Origin of the sequence: Mesorhizobium loti R88b (genome assembly GCF_013170845.1) — a bacterium.
GTDB classification, from domain to species: Bacteria; Pseudomonadota; Alphaproteobacteria; order Rhizobiales; family Rhizobiaceae; genus Mesorhizobium; species Mesorhizobium loti_B.
Genome location: NZ_CP033367.1, coordinates 6495547 through 6516430, shown reverse-complemented (window position 1 = coordinate 6516430; position 20884 = coordinate 6495547). Strand labels below are relative to the sequence as shown.

General features: G+C 63.2%; 17 protein-coding genes and 1 pseudogene. 10 read left to right on the top strand and 8 right to left on the bottom strand.

The window, feature by feature from the left end:
- Positions 1-25: 25 nt before the first annotated feature.
- Complete coding sequence (locus tag EB235_RS31645; RefSeq protein WP_027033499.1) at positions 26-1456, top strand: cryptochrome/photolyase family protein; 1431 nt, start codon at positions 26-28, stop codon at positions 1454-1456.
- A 148-nt stretch (positions 1457-1604) separates the two neighbouring features.
- On the opposite strand, the gene EB235_RS31640 is transcribed toward EB235_RS31645, so the two are convergent.
- Positions 1605-2009: a VOC family protein gene (locus EB235_RS31640; protein ID WP_027033500.1), complete on the bottom strand. Its 405-nt coding sequence runs from the start codon at positions 2007-2009 to the stop codon at positions 1605-1607.
- Positions 2010-2111: 102 nt separating this feature from the next.
- Between EB235_RS31640 and EB235_RS31635 the strand changes: the two genes are divergently transcribed.
- Positions 2112-2744, top strand: coding sequence for a TetR/AcrR family transcriptional regulator (locus EB235_RS31635; RefSeq protein ID WP_027033501.1), 633 nt, complete (start codon positions 2112-2114; stop codon positions 2742-2744).
- A gap of 198 nt (positions 2745-2942) precedes the next feature.
- Positions 2943-4337 (top strand): multicopper oxidase family protein, encoded by a 1395-nt coding sequence (locus tag EB235_RS31630; RefSeq protein ID WP_027033502.1) that lies wholly within the window; start codon positions 2943-2945, stop codon positions 4335-4337.
- Between the two features lie 42 nt (positions 4338-4379).
- Here the strand turns inward: EB235_RS31630 and EB235_RS31625 are convergent, their stop codons facing one another.
- The 3 genes and pseudogenes from EB235_RS31625 to EB235_RS31615 all read right to left on the bottom strand — a co-directional run bounded on the left by EB235_RS31625 (position 4380) and on the right by EB235_RS31615 (position 6738).
- Positions 4380-4667, bottom strand: a complete 288-nt coding sequence (locus EB235_RS31625; protein ID WP_027033503.1) for a PTS sugar transporter subunit IIB — start codon at positions 4665-4667, stop codon at positions 4380-4382.
- Positions 4668-4686: 19 nt separating this feature from the next.
- A complete protein-coding gene (locus EB235_RS31620) occupies positions 4687-5148 on the bottom strand; it encodes a PTS sugar transporter subunit IIA (RefSeq protein ID WP_027033504.1) in 462 nt (153 codons plus the stop codon).
- Positions 5149-5336: 188 nt separating this feature from the next.
- A pseudogene (locus EB235_RS31615) lies at positions 5337-6738 on the bottom strand (PTS galactitol transporter subunit IIC).
- Between the two features lie 343 nt (positions 6739-7081).
- Here EB235_RS31615 and EB235_RS31610 point away from each other — a divergent pair.
- The gene (locus tag EB235_RS31610) at positions 7082-8398 is read left to right on the top strand and encodes an NAD(P)H-dependent oxidoreductase (protein ID WP_027033505.1); all 1317 of its coding nucleotides are present in this window, start codon (positions 7082-7084) and stop codon (positions 8396-8398) included.
- 3 nt (positions 8399-8401) lie between these two features.
- Here EB235_RS31610 and proC read toward each other — a convergent pair whose 3' ends face one another.
- The 3 genes from proC to EB235_RS31595 all read right to left on the bottom strand — a co-directional run bounded on the left by proC (position 8402) and on the right by EB235_RS31595 (position 11592).
- Positions 8402-9217 (bottom strand): pyrroline-5-carboxylate reductase, encoded by an 816-nt coding sequence (gene proC, locus EB235_RS31605; RefSeq protein WP_027033506.1) that lies wholly within the window; start codon positions 9215-9217, stop codon positions 8402-8404.
- A gap of 61 nt (positions 9218-9278) precedes the next feature.
- Complete coding sequence (locus tag EB235_RS31600) at positions 9279-10625, bottom strand: O-antigen ligase family protein (RefSeq protein ID WP_027033507.1); 1347 nt, start codon at positions 10623-10625, stop codon at positions 9279-9281.
- On the bottom strand, positions 10594-11592 hold the full coding sequence (locus EB235_RS31595) for a glycosyltransferase family 2 protein (RefSeq protein ID WP_027033508.1): 999 nt from the start codon (positions 11590-11592) through the stop codon (positions 10594-10596). Before EB235_RS31595 ends, EB235_RS31600 begins: the two co-directional genes overlap by 32 nt.
- Positions 11593-11763: 171 nt before the next feature.
- Between EB235_RS31595 and EB235_RS31590 the strand changes: the two genes are divergently transcribed.
- The 3 genes from EB235_RS31590 to EB235_RS31580 are packed head-to-tail and all read left to right on the top strand — an operon-like array spanning position 11764 to position 14650.
- Positions 11764-12933, top strand: a complete 1170-nt coding sequence (locus EB235_RS31590; RefSeq protein ID WP_027033509.1) for a glycosyltransferase — start codon at positions 11764-11766, stop codon at positions 12931-12933.
- Complete coding sequence (locus EB235_RS31585) at positions 12930-13724, top strand: WecB/TagA/CpsF family glycosyltransferase (RefSeq protein ID WP_027033510.1); 795 nt, start codon at positions 12930-12932, stop codon at positions 13722-13724. Before EB235_RS31590 ends, EB235_RS31585 begins: the two co-directional genes overlap by 4 nt.
- Positions 13721-14650 (top strand): DUF6492 family protein, encoded by a 930-nt coding sequence (locus EB235_RS31580; protein ID WP_027033511.1) that lies wholly within the window; start codon positions 13721-13723, stop codon positions 14648-14650. The genes EB235_RS31585 and EB235_RS31580 overlap by 4 nt, the downstream gene beginning before the upstream one ends.
- A gap of 2 nt (positions 14651-14652) precedes the next feature.
- Here EB235_RS31580 and EB235_RS31575 read toward each other — a convergent pair whose 3' ends face one another.
- Positions 14653-15948 carry a lipopolysaccharide biosynthesis protein gene (locus EB235_RS31575; RefSeq protein ID WP_027033512.1) on the bottom strand — a complete coding sequence of 432 codons (1296 nt, stop codon included), beginning with the start codon at positions 15946-15948 and terminating at the stop codon, positions 14653-14655.
- A 199-nt stretch (positions 15949-16147) separates the two neighbouring features.
- Between EB235_RS31575 and EB235_RS31570 the strand changes: the two genes are divergently transcribed.
- The 3 genes from EB235_RS31570 (at position 16148) to EB235_RS31560 (ending at position 20793) form a co-directional block, all read left to right on the top strand.
- Positions 16148-18712 carry a GumC family protein gene (locus EB235_RS31570; RefSeq protein ID WP_027033513.1) on the top strand — a complete coding sequence of 855 codons (2565 nt, stop codon included), beginning with the start codon at positions 16148-16150 and terminating at the stop codon, positions 18710-18712.
- Positions 18713-18883: 171 nt separating this feature from the next.
- Positions 18884-19783 carry a bifunctional methylenetetrahydrofolate dehydrogenase/methenyltetrahydrofolate cyclohydrolase FolD gene (folD, locus tag EB235_RS31565; RefSeq protein ID WP_027033515.1) on the top strand — a complete coding sequence of 300 codons (900 nt, stop codon included), beginning with the start codon at positions 18884-18886 and terminating at the stop codon, positions 19781-19783.
- 11 nt (positions 19784-19794) lie between these two features.
- The gene (locus EB235_RS31560) at positions 19795-20793 is read left to right on the top strand and encodes a GlxA family transcriptional regulator (RefSeq protein ID WP_027033516.1); all 999 of its coding nucleotides are present in this window, start codon (positions 19795-19797) and stop codon (positions 20791-20793) included.
- Positions 20794-20884: the final 91 nt, after the last annotated feature.

The following is a 20884-nucleotide window of genomic DNA, read 5'->3' as shown; positions in this document are numbered from 1 at the left end:
TATGGACCGCGCCGGAGTCTGCTGCATGACAGATAGTGAAGCCCCGATCCTCGTCTTGTTTCGCAACGATCTTCGGGTCCGCGACAACCGCGCTCTTTCGGCGGCCGCAGCGACTGGCAGGCCTGTCGTCCCGCTGTTCATCCTCGACGAGGAGGCAAAGCTGACGCGCCGCAAGGGCGGCGCCAGCCGTTGGTGGCTGCACCATTCGCTTCATGCGCTCGCGCGAGACATCGAGGCATTGGGCGCGCGACTTATCCTTAGGCAAGGCGCGACGGAGACGATCGTCTCCGACGCCATCGGCACGACAAAGGCCGCTTCGGTGTTCTGGAACCGTCGCTATGCGCCGGCCGACATCGAAACCGACAAGGCCATGATGGCGAAGCTGCGCAAGGATGGCTTCGTGGCGGAGAGTTTCGACGGTTTCCTGCTGCATGAGCCATCGCGGCTTCGGACGCAATCGGGCGATTTCTACAAGGTGTTCACGCCATTCTACCGGAAGCTGGCTGATCTCGAACATCGCGATCCGGTCGATGCGCCGGATAAGCTCGCCGGCTGGAATGGAAGGCTCCACGCCGATCCGCTCGATGCGCTCGAGCTCCTGCCGAAAAATCCGGATTGGTCGGGCGGACTTGCCAAACGCTGGCAGCCTGGCGAGCAGGGGGCGCGGCAGCAGCTCGAAACATTTATCGAAGACCGCCTCGATGGCTATGCCGAGGGCCGCGACTTTCCCGGCGAGGACGCTACGTCTTGCCTTTCGCCGCATCTCGCGCATGGCGAGATCACGCCATTCCAGATCATGGCCGCCGTCAGCCGCAAGCGCTCAGGCGATGCCGACACCTTCAGGAAGGAACTCGGCTGGCGCGAGTTCTCCTATCATCTCCTGTTCAATCTGCCCAAACTTCACAGCGAAAACATCCGCGAGGAATTCGATGCGTTCAAATGGCAGGCGGCCGCGGCCGAACTGAAGGCGTGGCAGCATGGACTGACCGGCTATCCCATCGTCGATGCTGGTCTGCGCGAGCTCTGGCAAACCGGCTATATGCACAATCGCGTCCGCATGATCGCGGCTTCGTTCCTGATCAAGGACCTGCTGATCGACTGGCGCGAGGGTGAGAAATGGTTCTGGGACACGCTGGTCGATGCAGATGCCGCAAGCAATCCCGCGAGCTGGCAGTGGGTTGCGGGATCGGGCGCCGACGCCGCCCCTTACTTCCGCATCTTCAATCCCGTGCTGCAAGGCGAGAAGTTTGATCCCAAGGGCACCTATGTCCGCCAATACGTCCCGGAACTCGCCAAGCTGCCCGACAAATATCTTCATCGCCCGTGGGAGGCGCCGGCCGATGTCATGCGGCAGTCTGGTTTGACGCTTGGAAGGGACTACCCGCAGCCGATCGTTGACCATGCCATGGCGAGGGACAGGGCATTGGCGGCCTATCGAACCGCACGCGGGCAGTGACATTCATTTGGGTGGAGCGCGACCAGGTCGCGAACCGTGTGCGGCCGTGGCATCTGAGTGGCGATGTCGCCGCTTGCACGCGTAGAAGCGACAGGCAGTGCCAATCGCTCTTTTCGCCAGTGTTTCCACGCGGCTTTATTCAGACAGCCTACTGCATCGCGGCGGGATTCATCCACAAAAACTCCCACACATTGCCGTCCGGATCCTCGATGTGGCGGTTGAACATGAAGCCGAGATCCTGCGCCGGATTGGGATCGGCGCGGCCGCCTGCCGTTACGCCCTTCTCGATGACGGCATTGACCTCGTCCTTGCTGTCGACGGTAAGTGCGATCAACATCTGGCTGTCCCGGTTGGCGTCGCCGATCGGGCGTGCTGTGAACTGGCCGTAGTGCTGGTGGGTCAGCAACATCACCCCGATCGCTTCGGAGAACATGATCGAGCTGGCCTGGTCGTTGGAGAATTGCGGATTGAGCGTGCCGCCGATCGCGAGATAGAACTTGGTAGCCGCCTGCAGATCGCGCACCGGCAGATTGAGGAAGATCATTTTGCTCATCGGTTCAAGCCTTGCTTTCGTTGACGGGTACTAGTCAGTCTAGTACTGTGGCAATGGCTACCACGCGGGAACGGTACCGTCTAGTACTGGTTGAAGGGCGCTATGGAAAATAATGGTGAAACCAGGTCGGCCCGCAAGGATCGGGAAATCATCGAGGCGGCCACGGCGGCGTTCATCGCCAAGGGCTATGACGGAACCAGCATGGAGGAAATCGCCACCAAGGCGGGGGCTTCCAAGCAGACCGTCTACAAGCATTTCAAGGACAAGGAGACGCTTTTCACCGAAGTCGTCGAGTCGACCGCCAGCCAGACCAACGACATTGTCGAGTCCGTCACCATGCTGCTTTCCGAGGCGAAATTCATGGAGGGCGGCCTGCAGCAGCTCGCCCGACGCATGACAACGACGCTGATGGACGACGAGCTGCTGAAGCTGCGGCGTCTGATTATCGCCAATGCGGATCGGATGCCGCAGCTTGGCCGCAGCTGGTACGAAAAAGGCTTTGAGCGCATGCTGGCCTCGGTGGCTTCATGTTTTCAAAAGCTCACCAGTCGGGGCCTGCTGCAGACCAGCGATCCCCGTTTGGCGGCCAGTCATCTCTTCGGAATGCTGCTCTGGATCCCCATGAACGAAGCCATGTTCACCGGACGCAACCCGCGCTCGAAGGCCGACCTTGAGCGGCATGCCGACGCCTCGGTTGAAGCCTTCCTTGCCGCCTATGGGGTGCGGTCGAAATAGTCACGCTCCTCTCCGCCGGCGATCCGTCTTGCGGTCGATTGCCCGTCCGCGCCTGTCGTTTTTTGCGGCGTCGCTTCCTGTGAACGGCAGCCGGGCATCGGGATGCGGTGTGCCAACATTGGCATTTGCATCGCCGGCTCGCGCATGATCCAAGGCGGCGGTAGAGTCCGGGTACTCGTCCTCGCAATTGGAGCTTGAATGACCGTCTTTACACGCCGCAGGCTCTTGAAAACCGCCGCCGTCGCTGGTGTCAGCGGTGTCGGACTTGCCGCGATCGGCAGGCTTGGCAGTCTGGCCGCAGCCACGCCGGAGCCGCTGGTGCTGCAGACGGCGAAAGTCCAGGCGAAGCTGATGGATGTCGGCGCGACCAACAATGTGCTGACCTATGGCAACGCCGGAATGCCGCCGGTGCTGCGGATGAAAAAGGGTGGGCCGTTCGCCGCGCGCCTGGTCAATGCCATCGACGATCCGACGACCATCCACTGGCACGGCATTCGCGTTCCAAACAAGATGGATGGCGTGCCCTTCCTGGTCCAGCCTTACGTCTACACCGGCGATCATTTCGACTACGCCTTCACCCCGCCGGACGCCGGTACCTTCTGGTATCACCCGCATTGCAACACGCTGGAGCAGATGGGGCACGGCCTGACCGGTGTGATCGTGGTCGAGAACCCCAGCGATCCGAAATTCGACGCCGAATTCGTCCTCAATCTGCGCGATTGGCGCCTCGGCGACGACGCCCAGTTCATCGACCAGTTCCGGCCGCGCGATGCCGCAAGGACTGGCACCTACGGCACGGTGCGCACCGCCAACTGGCTCGACCAGCCGCAATACGACGCACCCGCCGGCGGGCTGGTGCGTCTGCGCGTCGCCATCACCGATGTCACCCGCATCTATGCCTTTCGCGTCGACGGTGCGGAGGCGGTCGTTATGGCGCTGGATGGCAATCCGGTGCCGGAGCGTTTTTCGCCCGACGCCTTGCTGCTTGGACCCGGCCAGCGCATGGAGCTTGCCATCCGCATGCCCGACCAAGAGGGCGCGATCGTCAGCCTGCGGGATGTCAGGGGCACCAAGCCTAAGGTTCTGGCGACCTTCCATGCGACCGGCAGCTCGCTCAAGCGGGATGTCCGCGATGTTGCTCCGCTTGAAGTGAATCCGGTGGCGGAGGTCGATCTCGCCGCCGCCCAGCATATTTCGCTGGCGCTCAGCGCCACCGCCGAAAACACTCCGAGCGACGGTATCTGCGGCTCACTCGGCTACAGTTTCTGGGCCATCAACAAGGTGCCGTGGCCGGGCGATACGCCGGACCCGACCGCACCTTTGGCCGAGCTGAAGCTCGGCAAGAGCTATGTCATCGACATGGAAAACCTGACACCGCAATCGCATCCGATGCATCTGCATGGCATGAGCTTCAAGGTGCTGTCATCCTCGACGCGGCCCGTTCAGCCGCTGATTTCCGACACCTATCTCATCCAGCCCAACGAGAAGGTCCAGCTCGGCTTCGTCGCCGACAATCCCGGCGACTGGCTGCTGCATTGCCACATCATCGAGCATCAGAAATCAGGCATGACGAGCTATATCAGGGTGGTTTGAGTCTGGAGCGGAGGCGTCAGCTTCCGCGACCACTTGTGATCATCACTTGCGCAGCTGCGCCTCGATCTCGTCCAGCACCTTGTCCTTGCCGATGCCGGTGAGGAAGGCGAGGCCCTTGATGACCGGCTTGGTCACTGAAGCCGAGATCGGCGTCGTGGAGACGATGAAGTCGACGCTGTCGGCCAGCCCCGGCACTTCGGTGGCCTTTGCCTGCTGCGCGTTGAAGGTGAGGCCGCGCTTCTTCATCGCCTCGGTGACCGCGACATTGACCGCCGTCGAGGTGGCTATGCCCGTGCCGCAGGCAAAGAGAATTGTTTTGTGTCTGGACATCTCTTGCTCCTCCTTGTTTTCAGCCGAGAACGGCACGCACGTCGTCAAGCGTCCTGGCCGACCTCAAGCCGTCCAATGCCTCTGGATTCTGGATGGTGGCCATGACGGACTGCAGCGCTTCAATCTGCTTGTCCTTGTCATTGATGGCAAGCAGGAAGACGAAGCCGACAGGCAGCTTCTCGTCGGGGTCTTCCATGTTGGCGAAGATCACGGGCCGCTTCAGCGTGCCCATCGCAATGCCGGGCTTCAGCACATGCTCCGGGTCGGTATGCGGCACCGCGACATTGTCGGCGCGTTCCAGCGGCAGTCCTGTCGGGATGGTCATTTCGCGGCGCACGACCGCGTCGGCATAGGAGCTTTTGACATAGCCAAGGGCCTCAAGCCGGCCAGCCAGGATGCGGATGATCTCCTCATTGGTCGAGGCATCGGAACCGAGCACGATCGCCTCGGGATCCAGAAGCTGCATAAGGCCGTGAGACATGTGTTGCTCCGTTATGGATCGTGCGCCCTAGAGCCGGATGATTTCAGGTCGGATCGACCTGAAATCTGAATCCGGCTCTAAATCAAAGAGATAGAGCATGATGTCGTCCGAAAACCGCTTCACACTTTTCGGCATCATGCTCTGGGGGAGGGCGCACGATCATTTCAAATCGAAGGTTCGATGCGGTTTCAGGCGGTGCCTTCGGCCGGCTCGTCCTCGGCGCCTGCTGCCCGTTCCCAACCGAGTGGGTTGCGGCGGTAGAGGACAAACAGGGCGGCGATGACCACGGCGATCACGATGATGCCGACAACGCCAAGTCCCATGGCCTCGATGATGACATAGGGCACCCACAGGAAGCCGTCGACCACTGAGGTGATCTGCAGCGCGTCCGCCGGCAGCTTGAAGCCCGAAGCGACGGCCGCGCTGGTGAACAGCGGCGCCAGTGCGTTGGCGACGTAGAAGCCGATGGCCAGGGTCACCGTGCCGATCACCACCATGCGGAACACATTGCCTTTGACCAGCGGGGCGGTCATGGCGACGATGAACGGAATGACCGCAAGGTCGGCAAACAGGATGACGCGGTTGCCGGGCAGTATGATGGACAGGATGATCGCGATCGGCACCAGGATCAGCGACGACGAGATTGCGGCGGGATGGCCGATCAGGATCGCCGAATCGAGACCGACGAGCAGCTCGCGGTCGCCGGTGCGCTTGCGCACGAATTCCTGCGCGGCGTCGGAAACCGGAATCAGCCCTTCCATCAGGATCTTCACCATGCGCGGCAGGAGCAGCATCACGGCGGCCAGCGTCATACCGGTGCCCAGCACCTTGGCCAGCACCACGCTGAGATCACCCGCATTGTAGAAAGCAATCGCGCCAAGCACGAGGCCGATGATGAGGCCCATCACGACAGGTTCGCCGAACACGCCGAACCTGCGCTCGATGGTGTCGGTGTTGATGTTGATGCGATTGATGCCGGGAATGCGATCCATGATCCAGTTGAGCACAATGGCGATCGGCAGGATCTGCGCCGAAGCGAGATGCGGCACGGAGATGCCAGGCACGCCATAGAACTGCTGCACCGCGCGCCGACCAGTCGGCGAACAGCAGCGAGAGCGCGGCGACAAGCGCGGCGACGGCAATGCCATAGGCCAGATTGTCGGTGGCGGCCACGACGAGCGAGCCGACAAAGGCGAAGTGCCAGAAATTCCAGACGTCGACATTGAGCGTGCGCGTCATGCGCGTCAGCAGCAGTACGATGTTGACCAGAATGCCGATCGGGATGACCCACAGGCCAACCGACGAGCCGAAGGCGATCGCCGCTGCCGAAGGCCAGCCGACATCAATGATGTCGCGGTGAATACCGGTGTTGGTGACAATGGCCTTGGCAACGTCGCCGATCGACGTGAACATCAGGCCAAGCACCAGATTGATGCCGATGAAGGCGACGCCGATGGTGACTGCGGCGCGAAAAGCCTTGCTGACCTTGGCGCCCAAAACCACGGCTATGATGAAAATGACGATCGGCAGCAGGATCGTCGGTCCAAGCGTGTCGATGGCCCCTTTGAGGCCCGCGAGAATTGTATCCATTCTTCCTCCCCTGGAGCCCCGGGCCTATGCCCCGCAATGCTCCTTGATTCTCATCCAACGCCTCTGCCGCCCTTCGGCGCAAAGGCACTCCCCAGATTGCCGCGAGACGAATGCCCCTCCGAGCGGTCGTCTTGTGAACATTTGCCTTTTTCAGCAAACGAATGTTTTATTGGGGCTGTTCACAGCAATGTCAATCGGCGACCCTTTGGGCCAACCGGGCAAAGGAAAGCCGCTTTTCCCGCGTCATTTTCGCTGGAAACGGCCGGCCGGAGCCGGTTTCGTTGGCACAGGTGATCGGTCCCTGCTAATCCGGCCGCAAATCAAGAAGCTGTGGACATCCCGTATGACCAATGTCGCCCTGACCGGCCTTGCTCGCGATCTTGCCAAGCGTGCGTCGGAGGGCCGTCCCGTCCGCATTGGCGTCATCGGCTCTGGCGAAATGGGTACCGACCTTGTCACGCAAGGCATGCTGATGCCGGGCATATCGGTTTGCGCCGTCTCGACGCGGCGTCCGCATACCGCGCGCGAGGCCATCCGTATCGCCTATGGCGACGAAGCCATGGCGGTCGAAGCCGACACTCCATCGAAAGTCACCGCGGCCATCGAGGCGGGAAAAATCGCCATCACCTCCAATGAGATGCTGGTAACCAATCCATTGATCGACGTCGTCATCGACGCCACCGGCAAGCCCGGTGTCGCCGCCGATTTCTGCCTGTCGGCGATGGAGCACGGCAAGCATCTGGTGATGATGAATGTCGAGGCCGATGTCACCATCGGTTGTTATCTCAAGCAGCAGGCTGACCGGCTTGGCGTCGTCTATTCGGTCGGCGCCGGCGACGAGCCGTCGAGCTGCATGGAACTGATCGAGTTCGCCTCCGCACTCGGCCTGACCATCGTCTCGGCCGGCAAAGGCAAGAACAACCCGCTCAATCATGACGCTGTGCCCGACGACTATCGCGAGGAAGCGATCCGCCGCAACATGAACCCGCGCATGCTGGTCGAGTTCGTCGATGGCTCGAAAACCATGGTCGAGATGTGCGCCATCGCCAACGCCACCGGCCTGGTGCCCGACGTGCCCGGCATGCATGGACCGAAGGCCGACCGCGACGACCTCGTCAAGGTGCTGATCCCGCGTGAGGATGGCGGACTGTTGCTGAAAAAAGGCGTTGTCGACTACACGATCGGCAAGGGCGTCGCCCCCGGTGTCTTCGTCATCGTCGAGGCCACGCACCCGCGCATCATCGAGCGCATGGACGATCTGCATATCGGCCATGGTCCCTACTACAGCCTGTTCCGGCCCTACCATCTGACCTCATTGGAAGTGCCGCTGACCGCCGCCCGCATCGTGCTGTTCGGCAAGCCTGATATGGTGCCGCTGCCACGGCCGGTCGCCGAAGTATGCGCCGTCGCCAAGCGTGACCTGACCGCCGGCGAAACCTTCGATGCCATCGGCGAGACCTGCTACCGCTCCTGGACGATGACCGTCGGCGAGGCCCGCGCCCAGCGCGCCGTGCCAGTCGGCCTGCTCGAGGGCGGCAAGGTGTTGAAATCGGTCAGGAAAGGCGAGTTGCTTACCGCCGGCAATGCAGCGCCCGACCCGACGACGAGGCTGTTCGCCTTGCGCCGGCTGCAGGACGAGATGCTGTACGGAACGGGTTGAGGCTTACTTCCCCAACTCGATCGACCGCAGCCGTGCCGCCTCCACCGCTTCGGTCAGCAGCTTGGTCAGCCGATCCTCGCCCATCAGCACGGCAAGGGCCGCAGCCGTCGTGCCGTTCGGGCTGGTCACCTGCTGGCGCAGCACGCTCGGTTCCTCCTGGCTTTCGGCGGCGAGCGAGGCTGCACCGTAGACTGTCTGCATGGCGAGCAGCCTGGCGGTCGCCGCCGAAAGCCCGGCCTTTTCGGCGGCGACGGTCAGCGCTTCGATGAAATGGAAGATATAGGCCGGCCCCGATCCCGACACAGCGGTCACTGCGTCCATCAGGCCCTCATCGTCGATGGTGGCCACTTCACCGCTGGCCGACAAAAGGTCGGCGACGAAGCGCTTGGTATCATCAGAGACGAGCGGGTTGGAAAACACCACCATCATGCCCTTGCCGATGGAAGCAGGCGTGTTGGGCATGCAGCGCACAACCGGCGCGCGACTGCCGAGGATATCCTCGAAGGTTGAGACCGGCGTGCCGGCGGCGATGCTGACGAAGGTAGTGCGCCCGTCGCCGAAGCGCTTGTAGGCGGCGGTCACCTCGCGGATCACCTGCGGCTTCACCGCGATGACGACGAGATCAGGCACGGCGTCACCTGGAATATCGCCGGCATCAGCAGCTATGGCACAGCCGAGTGCGGCGGCCCGCTGGCGCAGATCGGCATTGGGCTCGACCACGAAAACCGTCGAGGGTGCAAGCTTGCCGGACTTCAGCCAGCCCGCGAGCATGGCGTAACCCATATTGCCGCAGCCGGCGAGAACAAGCCTGATCGTCATTGAGAAACCCTCCGAAGGAAGGCCCTGACATAGACGCTCGCGCTGCGGTGGGGAAGCCCTGTCAGGCCGAGCGGGAAGATCGCGAATCGCGATCGGAGCCACGCACCGCGATCGGCCGCAGCGACACTTGTCTCAGGCCAAGCACGCCGAGCACGAAGAACAGCCAGACCGGATCGCCGCGATGGAAGAAGAAGCTTTCGAGGAAAGCGTTGAGTGCGGTGAACAGCACCACCATCATGAAGAAGTCGCCGAGAAAGATATTTTCTCGGCGCAGCGGGATACGCATGTAGTCGCGCAGCGGCGCGATGAGGAAGGTGTAGACCGCCACGCAAAGGGCCGGAATGCCCATCAGCACGGCTATGTCGAGATACCCGTCATGGCCGTGCACGATGGTCCGGATGTCCCAGGGCCGGTCGAAGGGCTGGTCCTGGTTGAGCAGCAGCGGCGTGCCCCAGAAGCTTTCATAACCGTAGCCGGTCCACGGTTTCTTTGCCAGCATCGAGCCAGCGAACTCCCACAGCGTCGTGCGGCCGGTATAGGTCATGTCGGGGAAATAGATCGCCGCCAGATGCTTCACCGGCGGCAGGAAGACGATGCCCAGCGTGCCGACCGCCGTGGCGATGATTGCCAGAGCAAACAGGATCGGCGTGCCGAGCCGCATGCCCATGAGGCTCGGCAGCACCACGATCAGGATCGAGAACGGCACCAGGCCGGCGGTCGTCTTGGAGCCTGTGTGCAGCATGAAGATCATCGCCGCGCAGAAGATTCCCGCGCCCCACCAGTGTTGCCCACGCCGGTAGAGATAAAGACCGGCGAAGCTGAAGCAGGCCATGATCGGGCCGGCGATGTTCTTGTGGGTGAAAACGCCGCGCCACAGGCCCGCATGTTCGGGCTCTTGGGAATCGGCCGTGTGCAGCGCCTCATGTGGAAACACGATGAGGCCGAGGTAGGAAAGGCCCATGACCACGACGGCGGTGAAGATGATGACCTTGGAGATGGCTTCGGCATCGCGCGGCAGCACCAGGATCGTTGCCATGGTCAGGATGCCGATCATGGTGAAGGAGGCGGCGCGCATGGCCGAGGGCGGATCGGTCGCCAGCACCACCGACAGGAAAAAGAAACCCAGCATCAGCACCCAGGACGGGCTGAGCAGCGAGCGCACGACGCGCGGATCGGCAAAGGCCATCAGCGAGAAGATCGAAATGCCGCCGAGCGCGCCGAAGCCGAGCTGGTTGACGATGTCGCCGCCGTCGCCCGTGAGTTCGGCGCCGCCTGGCTGGAACGGCCGGAAGGACACCATGATGATGGTGAACAGAAGTGCGGCAATGGCGGTCGCCACGCCGTCGCGCGTGAATGCGTCGCTGAGCGGGGCGCGCTCAGTTTTTCTCGGGCTGACGATACTGCTCATTGGTATATCCGAATTCGGCCATCACGCGGCCCAGCGCCACATGGACGGGATAGATGGCGATCGCCGGCGATCCGGTCCGCACGAGCCGGATCAGGCCGCGAAACGGCGAGGCGGCAAGCAGAGCCAGGCTCTTTGCGAACACCTTGGCACCGGCGAATGGCGTGCCAGCACGCTTCTTCTTCTCGACCAGTGTCGAGATCACGCCGTTGCGCAGGCTGCGAGCCCGGATCCAGTCGGCTTCGACACGCCGGGCCGGAACGGTCTCTTGCACCGTGGCCTCGGCACACCAGCCGAGCACAAAGCCCTTCTGCGCCGAGCGGCTGAGAAAGTCGGAATCGCCGCCGCCCATGAAATTGAATTTGAGATCGAGGAAAGGTGGCCCCATGGCGATCAGCACATTGCGTCCAACCAGAAGATTGCCGGACGAATAGAGCGCGGGCACGCGTCCCGTCTCCCGGTAGGGCGGCGCAAAGACGGGATGTCCTGCCCATTGCGCATGGGCGGGATCGGCAAAGACCGGCACCTGCGGGCCTCCGACGAGATCGGCGCCGAGTGTTTCGGCAGCCGAGCACATCCGCTCCAGCCATTGCGGGTCGGCGATCTCGTCGTCGTCGATGACCAGCAGATGCCTGAAGTTCGGGAAGTGCAGGAGTGCTGTCTGCCAGCCGGCATTGTAGGCGCTGCAATTGCCACGCTGATGGGCGATGATGACCATACCCGGTATCTCGTCGCGCTCGAACAGCGGCAACACCGCCCTGGCGCCTTCACGCGCCTCGGCTTCGTTTTCCATGACGATGACGGCAAAGCGCCGGCCGGTCCGCTGCGCGCTGAGCGATGCCAGTGTTTCCAGAACTTGTTCGGGTCGCTTGAACGTCGGCAAGGTGACGACCGCTTCGACAGCCTCCACGTCAAGCCGGGGAGACCGTCCAGCGATCGATACCGAACCATCCGATGGCAAAAGGATCATCCGTCTCCAGCCGCGTCGTGAGTTGGGCTCTGGTAGCACCACGGTGATAAGGTTTCGTTAATCACCTTGCACGGAGAAGCCCGCCAGGTTCGGGCTTTCGGCCGCGGATTGTGCTCGCTTAATCAAGGGTTCACCGCGCTTTGCTACCGGCTACACCACTGGATAGGTGAGATGCATCTGCTGTTCGCCACATCGATCGTGCCCGACGGCGCTCTCGCCTCGGGCTATGAGATCGCCAACGCTGCAATCATCGCCGCTTTGCGGCGCGCCGGCGCGCGCGTCACGGTCATTGGCTTTACCTGGCCGGGGAAAGCCGCGGCCGATCCGGAAAACACGGTGGTGCTGGGTGCCATCGACGTGCGCACCGAAAGTGCGTCGCCCCTGCAAAAGCTCGCCTGGGTCGGCAATGCGATGCTGTCGGGCCTCACCTTCGCGTCGGTCAAGCTGCGTGCGGTGTCCGACCAAGCTGTTCTGGCCGCGCTCGAACAGGCCGGTCCGTTCGATGGCTATGTGCTGAATTCCGTGCAGTTTGCCGGCGCCTTCGAAAAGCTCTTCGAAGACCGGCCTTCGATCTTCGTCGCCCATAATGTCGAGCACCTTTCGGCGCGCGAGAATGCCGCTGCCGCCGGTAGCCTCTTCCAGCGCCTGTTGTTCCGCCGCGAGGCAAGATTGCTCAAAATCGTGGAAGAGCGCCTCTGCCGCCGCGCAAGCTTCGTCTTCACGCTGGCCGAGGAGGATCGCGCTGCGCTCGGCGTCGCCGCCGACCGTTCAGCGGTGCTGCCGCTGGTGACCGGTGCCAGGGCGCCAGACCGCAAAAGTCCACGCAAGATCGATTGCGACGCCGCCTTGATCGGCACCTGGACCTGGCAGCCGAACCGCATCGGCCTCGACTGGTTCCTGGGTAAAGTGGTGCCGCATCTGCGGCCGGATTTCCGCATCCGCATTGCAGGCCACGTGCCTTCCGGCGTCGCCTCGACGCATCCGGGTGTCGAATTTGTCGGCCGTGTCCCGGATGCCAGGGCGTTCGTGTCGGGTGCTGCCGTCATCCCGCTGATCAGCACCGCCGGCAGCGGCGTGCAACTGAAGACCATCGAGACCTTTGAACTCGGCCTGCCTTCGGTCGCCACCAGCCGCTCGCTGCGCGGCATCGGCCACCGCCCCGACAATTGCGTCGTAACCGACGATCCGGCCGGCTTCGCCAGGGCGCTGGAGACAGCGGCGGCCAATATCCGGGACGTCGATGGCGGCGCGTTCCATCGCCAGCAGGTCAAGGCGCTCGACGTCGCCATCCGGCTCGGCCTCGAAAAACTCGGCGCAGTCAGGCACGAGGTGTTTGCATGAACATGCACACCGCCCGCGCCGCGTTCGGGCTCGACAGCCTGAAGACGATCCTCGGCATCTCGGTGCTCGCCATCCGCTGGGACGATGCGATCGCGCTGCTGAACCGGCTCATCGCCGAGCGGCGCTTCACCAAGGTCAGTTTCCTCAACGCGCACAATGCCAACATCGCATATTCAGACCCGGTCTTCGCCGAGGCGCTCGACGATTTCCTCATCCTGCCGGACGGTATCGGCGTCGATCTCGCGGCGAAACTTCTGTATGGCGCGCCATTTCCCGACAATCTCAACGGCACCGATTTCGTGCCGGCCTTCCTGCAGGCCTCGACGAGGCCGTTGACAGTCGGGCTGCTCGGCGCAACGCGTGTCAACGCCGAGGCGGCGTCGGTCAAGCTGGCGGCACTTGCCGTGCAGCACAATTTCGTCGTCATTCATGATGGCTATTTCTCAGCCGCGCAGGAACAGGAGATCATCGGCCGGATCGCAGCGTTGCGGCCCGATATGCTGCTGGTCGCCATGGGCGTGCCGCGCCAGGAACTGTGGATCGCACGCCACATCGACGAGCGCCACTGCACCTTGCCGGTGGCTGTCGGCGCGCTGCTCGATTTCCTGAGCGGCTCGGTGCCGCGCGCGCCATTGTGGATGCGGCGCCTGCGGCTGGAATGGCTGTTCCGGCTGGCGGTCGAGCCGGGCCGGCTCTGGCGCCGCTACGTGGTTGGCAATCCTGTGTTCCTGTGGCGGGCCGTCAAGCAGAGATTGTCGCGTGGCTCCGAAGCGGGCGGAGATCTCCGTTGAACAAGCGGTTCGTTCCTGACGCCCATATCGAACCGGGCCTGTTGCCGAAGGTACCGACGGCGGCAGTGGTGACGGCAAGCTATGCACCGGATTTCGAGCGTTGCCGGCTGTTGTGCGAGACCCTTGACCGGCATGTCTCGGGTGCCGCACACCATTACATCCTGGTCGAACATCGCGACGTGGCACTTTTCCGTCAGCTGGAGACAGACCGGCGCACGATCGTCGACGAGCGCGACCTGCTGCCGCGCTGGCTGCACGCATTCGACGATCCGCTCAGCCTGTTTCGCCGGCGTGTCTGGCTCAGCCTGAAGACACAGCCGCTGCGCGGCTGGCACGTGCAGCAGCTGCGCCGTATCGCCATCGCAGCGCACGCCCGGGAAGACGTTCTGGTCTTTTGCGATTCCGACGTTGCTTTCGTGAAGGCGTTCGACTGCGCCGCCTTCTGGCGCGACGGCGAGGCACGTCTGTTCCGCCGCGACGGCGTGCTTGCGCAGGAGGGGCATGACGAGCACCGCATCTGGTCGAGCAATGCCGGCTCGGCGCTTGGCATCGACCCGTCCCGGACGTCGGTCCACGATTACATCTCGACGCTGATCGCCTGGCGCCGCGACACCGTGCTTGCCATGTGCGGACAGATCGAGAAGGTCCATGGCCGCGACTGGGTCGAGGCGATCGGTCAGGCGCGCCGATTCTCCGAATGTATGATCTATGGCCGCTATGTCGACGATCTGCTCGATGGAGCCGGTCACTTCCATGGTTCGGAGGAATTCTGCCGCGTCCACTGGACGGGTGAGGCGCTATCGGACGACGAGTTCCGCCACTTCGTTGCTGGTATGGCGCCGGAGCAGGTGGCGATCGGCATGCAATCCTTCATAGGCACCGATATCGGCCGTATCCGCCGCCTGATCGGGCTTCAATCCTCGTAGTCTTAGATGGGCTTGGCCGGCTTGCGCATCGCCGAATAGGTCAGCAGCATCGAGGCGAGATAGAGCAGCAGGAAGACGACGTTGAGCGACAGAACCAATGTTGACGTGTCCGTGATGGACGTCAGCACATAGGTCAGCAGCAGCCCTTTCAGTCCGGCAAGCAAGCCGAGATTGATGGCGCGTACCAACGTCTGCCCGCGCGCGAACAGCAGCTCGGCCTGGTATTCGACCAGGTTGCGCAAACCTGGAACGCAGATCGCCAGCGCCACCAGAGGAGCTGCCTCGGAGACATTCTTGCCGAGCGCGTTGGGGAAGAAATGCAGCACGATGCCAAGCGCCAGCAGCGCCGCCGTCGAGACAGCAAACACGCCGCCCTCAATGCCGCTTTTTACCGTCAAGCGCGACAACAGGTCCGGCGCGCGCATCATGCGTTGCACCAGCATCATGGAGAAGGTGCGGATGGGGATTGCGGTGAGGTCAACCAGCCGCATGATGATGGCATAGATGCCAGCCAAATGCGGGCCGCCGATCGCCAGCACCAGCAGCTTGTCGAACTCCGATTGCAGATAGAACAACACCTCGGCACCGGCGACATAGATCGAATCGAGAAGCCGCCTGAGATAGAGCTCGATACGCAGCCGTAGTCTTTGGCGGGGATAGAACCAGCCGAAAGCCAAAAGCAGCGAGGCTGCGTTGGCGCCGATATAGAACCACGACCACACCCAGATGCTGTGCTGTGCCCAGAGCATGAACAGCACAGCACCAAGCGCGCGCAGCGCTGTCGCCAGGATCGCCAGCACGGCGGCACGGCCGAACTTGCCCAGCCCGTTGTTGACGATCAGGGCGACCTCAACCGGCCGCCACAACAGCGCCTCGGCGAAGACGATTGCCGAAAATACCGACAGCGGTACGGTGCCGGCAAAGAAGATCAGGTAGACGCCGAACGAGGCCGCGGCCAGCAACGGCAGGGAAATGATGCCGAGCAGCAGGAAGCCGGCGGTGAAGGTGCCGATCAGATTGGGGCGAATGGTGGCGGTGCGATAGAGCGCCGAGATGAAACCAAAAGCCAGGATCCGCGACAGCATCACGCCGGCCGCCGAAGCGGTGGCGAACATACCGAACTCCGAGATGGACAGCGTGTTGGCGAGCGCGATGAAATAGGCCAGCGAAAACACCAGTCGCCCGCCGGCGCCGCTGATCGCCGAAAAATAGTCGCGAACCAGCCCCCGTCGCTCGGCCACGAAAGTGCCGATCCGGGCGAAAGTCCGCCTTTGCGGTATGCCGCGAGCTTCGGTCATGTCTGGGGAAGCCATAGGCGGGAAAGCTTAACGCGCCGTTTTGAGGTCCGGACGCGTTGAAATTCCCGCGCTTGAGGTTATGAAAACCTTACCCGCCGGCCTGCCAAAATTAACCTTTTGTTTCCTATGCTTGTTTAGCGTGGCTTAACGAATGGCCGACCGCCGCTGCCAAGCGGCCAACGAGTAAAGCTCCAAGACAATGGTCGACAGGGAAAACCGTGAAGACTGGAGGCGCGAGCGTTCCTTGCTGGCGCTCGGCCAGGCCATGCGCGGTGAGGATGACACGGACCCGTCATTGGTCTCTATAGGCGATCGGGCAGATCCGTCATGGCGCGAGGATGCCGCCACGCGCCATCGCCTGGCCCGTTCGCGGCGTGAGGCGCGGGCGAACCCGACGCCGTCCGCCGCCGTCGAAACAGAGCGCTTCCGGGCGGACGAGCAGCCCGAAGCGGCCGCACAGGAGGACGTCTGGCGCTCGCAGGAGGGCGCCGGCACCGGCGATTTGCCGCCGGCGATACCGCGCGCAAGCACGGTCCCTGAAGAGCCTTCCGCCGGCGTTCGCTCTCATGAGACATCCGGATCCGGCCATGAGGGTGAGGCCAATCCCTCCTTTGGCGGTCGTGGTGACGACCAGCAATGGAAGCCGTTGATCGATCCGATGCAGGTGGTGCGCGGCATTGCCAGGTCGAAGCTGCTGATCATCACGACCACCCTGATCGGTGCCGGGCTCGGCATAGCGATCGCGCTGTCGACGCCGAAGAAATATGAAGCCACCGCTGAACTGATCGTCGATCCGCGCGACCTCAAGCTCACCGACCGTGACCTTACCCAGAATGTCGTCGCTTCCGACGCCACGCTCGCCATCGTTGAAAACCAGGTCCGGGTGCTGACCTCGGGCACGGTTCTGAACAAGGTCGTCGACAAGCTCAATCTCGTCAACGATCCGGAGTTCAACGGTCAAGGCTCCGGCGGCCTCGGCATCAGGTCGCTGATCCATTCGATCCTGTCACGCCAGGATGGGCCGGACGGTGTCGATCAAGTCCGCCGGCGTGCGCTCGCGGTCGGCAATCTGGCCGAAAGCCTCTCGGTCGAGCGCGGCGGTAAGACCTTCGTCATCACCGTCAGCGCAATCACGCAGAATGGCGAGAAATCGGCCCTCATCGCCAACACGATGACGGATGTGTTTCTGCAGACCTTCGGTCAGATTCAGTCGGATACGGCCGGCCGCGCGACCGACGAACTGACGGCAAGGCTCGAGGACCTGCGCAAGGGCGTCGAAGCGGCCGAGCGCAAGGTCGAGGATTTCAGGGCCTCGCATGATCTTGTCGATGCCCAAGGCCATCTGATCAGCGACGACGAGATGCTGAAGCTCAACGAGCAGCTCTCGGTCGCTCGCGCCCGGACACTGGAATTGAATGCGAGGGCGGCCTCGGCGCGTTCGATTGACGTCAATTCGGTTCTCTCCGGCACCTTGCCGGAAGAGATCAACTCCAACACGATGAGCGATCTGCGCTCGCAATACGCGACGCTCAAGCAGGAGGCCGACCGTGCCGCCATCCGGCTCGGCCCGCGCCATCCTGAACTGCAGGCGATCAATGCACAGATCGCCGGCGCGCGCGACCGTATCGCCGGTGAGTTGCGTCGCATCGCGTCCTCGCTGCAGGTCGATCTGAAACGCGCCGTCCAGCTCGAACAGGATCTTTCCTCCCGCCTTGCCCAGCTCAAGGTGCGCAGCGGCGACGTCAACAATGATTTGGTGTCGATGCGCGAACTGGAGCGTGAGGCCTCTGCCAAGCGCTCCGTCTACGAACAATATCTGCTGCGCGCCAAGGAGACCGGCGAGCAAAAGGACATCAACACCGCCAACATGAATGTGATCTCCAAGGCTTTTGCGCCGCTCGAAGCGAAAGGCCCGTCTCGCGCCTTGATGGCCCTTGCCGGCCTGCTGCTTGGCTTTGCCTCTGGCGTTGGCCTTGGCGCCATGCGTGGCGCCTATGAAAGCTTGCGCGAGACCGCGACATCGCGTTCGCGCCGCGACCGCGAGGCGCCTCTCGAGGAGCAGGCGTACCGGGCTGCGCCACCACCGGCGCCGCCTATGCCGGCAGCGCCAGTGCCCCCGGCGCCACCCCCACCGCCTGCACCACCACCGCCCGCTGCCCAGGCCGAAGCCGCGCCTGTCGAACGGCCGGGGCGGATCAGCGCCCTCATGGCGAAGCTGCGCAACGCCGTGTCCCGCAAGCCATCCGCCGAAGCGGATGACGCCAGCGAGTTCGCCGCCTTTGGTGAAAACGTGCGGCCGGCGGATGCTGCCATGCCCTCCGGCTTCCCGAACTCGGAGTCCGTCTTCATGCCCCGGCCGTCGGACTATTCGCGGCCGCCTTTCCAGCCGGGCTTCGATGCCACCTATTCCCAGCCGATGGGTCCGCCCTCGCGGTCGCCCCTGATGCCGCCGCTGCCGGTCTATCCGGCGCCGCCGCCCTATCCCCATGCACAGCAGGCAGGCCATCCCCAGCCGTGGCAGACGCAGCCGCCGGCAGGCAGCCCCTATGCCCAGGCCCCCTATGCCGGGCATATGCCGTACCCGCCACAGGCCGCTGCGCCGCAGCCACCTGCCTATGCAGCCCCGCCATCGCCGGAACCTGATCACCAGGTCCAGGAAAGCGCCGAACAGGCGCCCATCGAGGAAATTCGCGCCAGCCTGCGCGAATTCCGCGAAGCGGTCCGCGAACTCACCGAGAGCCGCGCCCGCCGCCGCTATTTCTGAGCCACCGAATACTTCGCGGAGGCCGAACAAAACCAACCCGGTTTCGCGTAAACGGCATCGGACGGCGTTTTGGCGGGATTGCGTGGTCGGATTTTCGTGACAATGCGGCGCTGCATGTTGCCGACGCCGCTGCGATGCGGCGTTTTGGCGAAACGGTGTTGAGGATGGTTCATGGCCGAAGTGATTGACGGAAAAAGCGTTGCCGCCGATGTGGTGCAGACGGTCAAGGCGCTGACCGCCGAACTGGTCGCCAAGGGCAAGGCCCAGCCTGGCCTCGCTGTCGTCATTGTCGGCGAGGATCCGGCAAGCCAGGTCTATGTTGCTTCCAAGTCCCGTACCGCCAAGGAATGCGGCTTTCACTCGCTCCAGCATACGCTGCCGGCCGAAACCTCTGAGGAAGCGTTGCTCAAGATCATCGCCGACCTCAACGCCGATCCGGCCATCAACGGCATACTGGTGCAGCTGCCGCTGCCTGCCCATATCGACGCCGGCAAGATCATCCAGGCCATCGCGCCTGAGAAGGATGTCGACGGCTTCAATTTCATCAATGTCGGTAAGCTCGGCACCGGCGAACTCGACACCGCCTTCGTTCCCTGCACGCCCGCCGGCTCGATGCTTCTGATCGAGCGCGTGCGCGGCAAGGACCTGTCCGGCCTCGCCGTGGTCGTTGTCGGCCGCTCCAACATCGTCGGCAAGCCGATAGCCAATCTGCTGCTTGCCGCCAACTGCACCGTCACCATCGCCCACAGCCGCACAAAGGATCTGCCGGCGCTTGCCCGCACCGCCGACATTCTTGTCGCCGCCGTCGGCCGGCCGGAAATGATCAGGGGGGATTGGGTCAAGCCCGGCGCCACCGTCATCGATGTCGGCATCAACCGCATTCCCGCACCTGAGAAGGGTGAGGGCAAGTCGCGCCTCGTCGGCGATGTCGCCTGTGCCGAGGCGGCCAAGGTCGCCGGGGCCATCACGCCGGTGCCAGGCGGTGTCGGCCCGATGACCATTGCCATGCTGATGGCCAATACGTTAGCTTCCGCCTACCTTGCGGCCGGATTGAAACGGCCCTCCTTCTGAGAGCGCCAGCTTTGCCGAACCCCTCTGTTTCCCAGGAACGGCCGGTCACGAGTGACCCCGTTCAAGGCGGCCGGCAGTTCGCCTTCCTGCTGGTCGACAAGTTTTCCATGTTCTCGCTGGCCGCGGCGATCGACACGTTCCGCTCGGCCAACCGCCTGCTCGGCCGCGATTTCTATGGCTGGACCACGGTGTCGGCCGACGGCGATCCGGTGATGGCCTCCAACGGCCTGCCGCTCAAGATCGACTATGCCGTCGCCGACCTGCCGCCCGTGGACATCCTCTTCGTCTCGGTCGGCCTGACGACGGAGTTTCCCGGCAAGAGCAAGGTTCTGGCGGCGTTGCGCAGCTGGGGCCGGCGCGGCAATGCGCTCGGCGCGCTGTCGGTTGGTTCCTACCTTTTGGCCGAGGCCGGACAGCTCGACGGATATCGCTGCACCATCCATTGGGAAAACCGCGCCGGCTTCATGGAGCGCTTTCCCGACATCAACTGCACCGGCAACGTCTTCGAGATCGACCGCAAGCGCTACACCTGCGCCGGTGGCACCACCTCGATCGACCTGATGCTGGAGATCGTGCGCGGCGATTTTGGCTCGAATCTCGCTAATGGCGTCGCCAACCAGTTCCAGCATGAGCGCATCCGCTCGGCCGGCGACCGCCAGCGCGTCGGACCGGAACGCGACCTGACCGGCAAGTCGGAGAAGCTGAGACGCATCGTCGAACTGATGGCCGACCATCTCGACGAACCGCTGTCGGCGGTGCAGCTTGCCAAGTCCGCCGGCCTTTCGGTTCGCCAGGTGGAGCGCCTGTTCCTGCGCCATCTCAGCGTCACGCCCGGCCGCTACTACATGCGGCTGCGGTTGGAGCGGGCACGCGAATTGCTGCGCCAGACCAACATGCCGATCCTCGACGTGGCGATCGCGACGGGATTCACCTCGCATTCGTATTTCGCCCAGAGCTACCGGCTGCAGTTTGGCCGCCCGCCGTCCGAAGAACGTCGCACCACCTACTGAGCCAGTTCCGGTCCATGCCCGGACATGGGAACGACAAGCGAGTACTTTGAGCGAGATGGCTACGTCCGGGCTTGTGTCCCGGCATGCGCTC

Bases quoted from the DNA above. Each gene is read 5' to 3' on its own strand.
- EB235_RS31645 (WP_027033499.1), top strand. From the start codon at position 26: ATGACAGATAGTGAAGCCCCGATCCTCGTCTTGTTTCGCAACGATCTT.
- EB235_RS31640 (WP_027033500.1), bottom strand. From the start codon at position 2,009: ATGAGCAAAATGATCTTCCTCAATCTGCCGGTGCGCGATCTGCAGGCG.
- EB235_RS31635 (WP_027033501.1), top strand. From the start codon at position 2,112: ATGGAAAATAATGGTGAAACCAGGTCGGCCCGCAAGGATCGGGAAATC.
- EB235_RS31630 (WP_027033502.1), top strand. From the start codon at position 2,943: ATGACCGTCTTTACACGCCGCAGGCTCTTGAAAACCGCCGCCGTCGCT.
- EB235_RS31625 (WP_027033503.1), bottom strand. From the start codon at position 4,667: ATGTCCAGACACAAAACAATTCTCTTTGCCTGCGGCACGGGCATAGCC.
- EB235_RS31620 (WP_027033504.1), bottom strand. From the start codon at position 5,148: ATGTCTCACGGCCTTATGCAGCTTCTGGATCCCGAGGCGATCGTGCTC.
- EB235_RS31610 (WP_027033505.1), top strand. From the start codon at position 7,082: ATGACCAATGTCGCCCTGACCGGCCTTGCTCGCGATCTTGCCAAGCGT.
- proC (WP_027033506.1), bottom strand. From the start codon at position 9,217: ATGACGATCAGGCTTGTTCTCGCCGGCTGCGGCAATATGGGTTACGCC.
- EB235_RS31600 (WP_027033507.1), bottom strand. From the start codon at position 10,625: ATGAGCAGTATCGTCAGCCCGAGAAAAACTGAGCGCGCCCCGCTCAGC.
- EB235_RS31595 (WP_027033508.1), bottom strand. From the start codon at position 11,592: ATGATCCTTTTGCCATCGGATGGTTCGGTATCGATCGCTGGACGGTCT.
- EB235_RS31590 (WP_027033509.1), top strand. From the start codon at position 11,764: ATGCATCTGCTGTTCGCCACATCGATCGTGCCCGACGGCGCTCTCGCC.
- EB235_RS31585 (WP_027033510.1), top strand. From the start codon at position 12,930: ATGAACATGCACACCGCCCGCGCCGCGTTCGGGCTCGACAGCCTGAAG.
- EB235_RS31575 (WP_027033512.1), bottom strand. From the start codon at position 15,948: ATGACCGAAGCTCGCGGCATACCGCAAAGGCGGACTTTCGCCCGGATC.
- EB235_RS31570 (WP_027033513.1), top strand. From the start codon at position 16,148: ATGGTCGACAGGGAAAACCGTGAAGACTGGAGGCGCGAGCGTTCCTTG.
- folD (WP_027033515.1), top strand. From the start codon at position 18,884: ATGGCCGAAGTGATTGACGGAAAAAGCGTTGCCGCCGATGTGGTGCAG.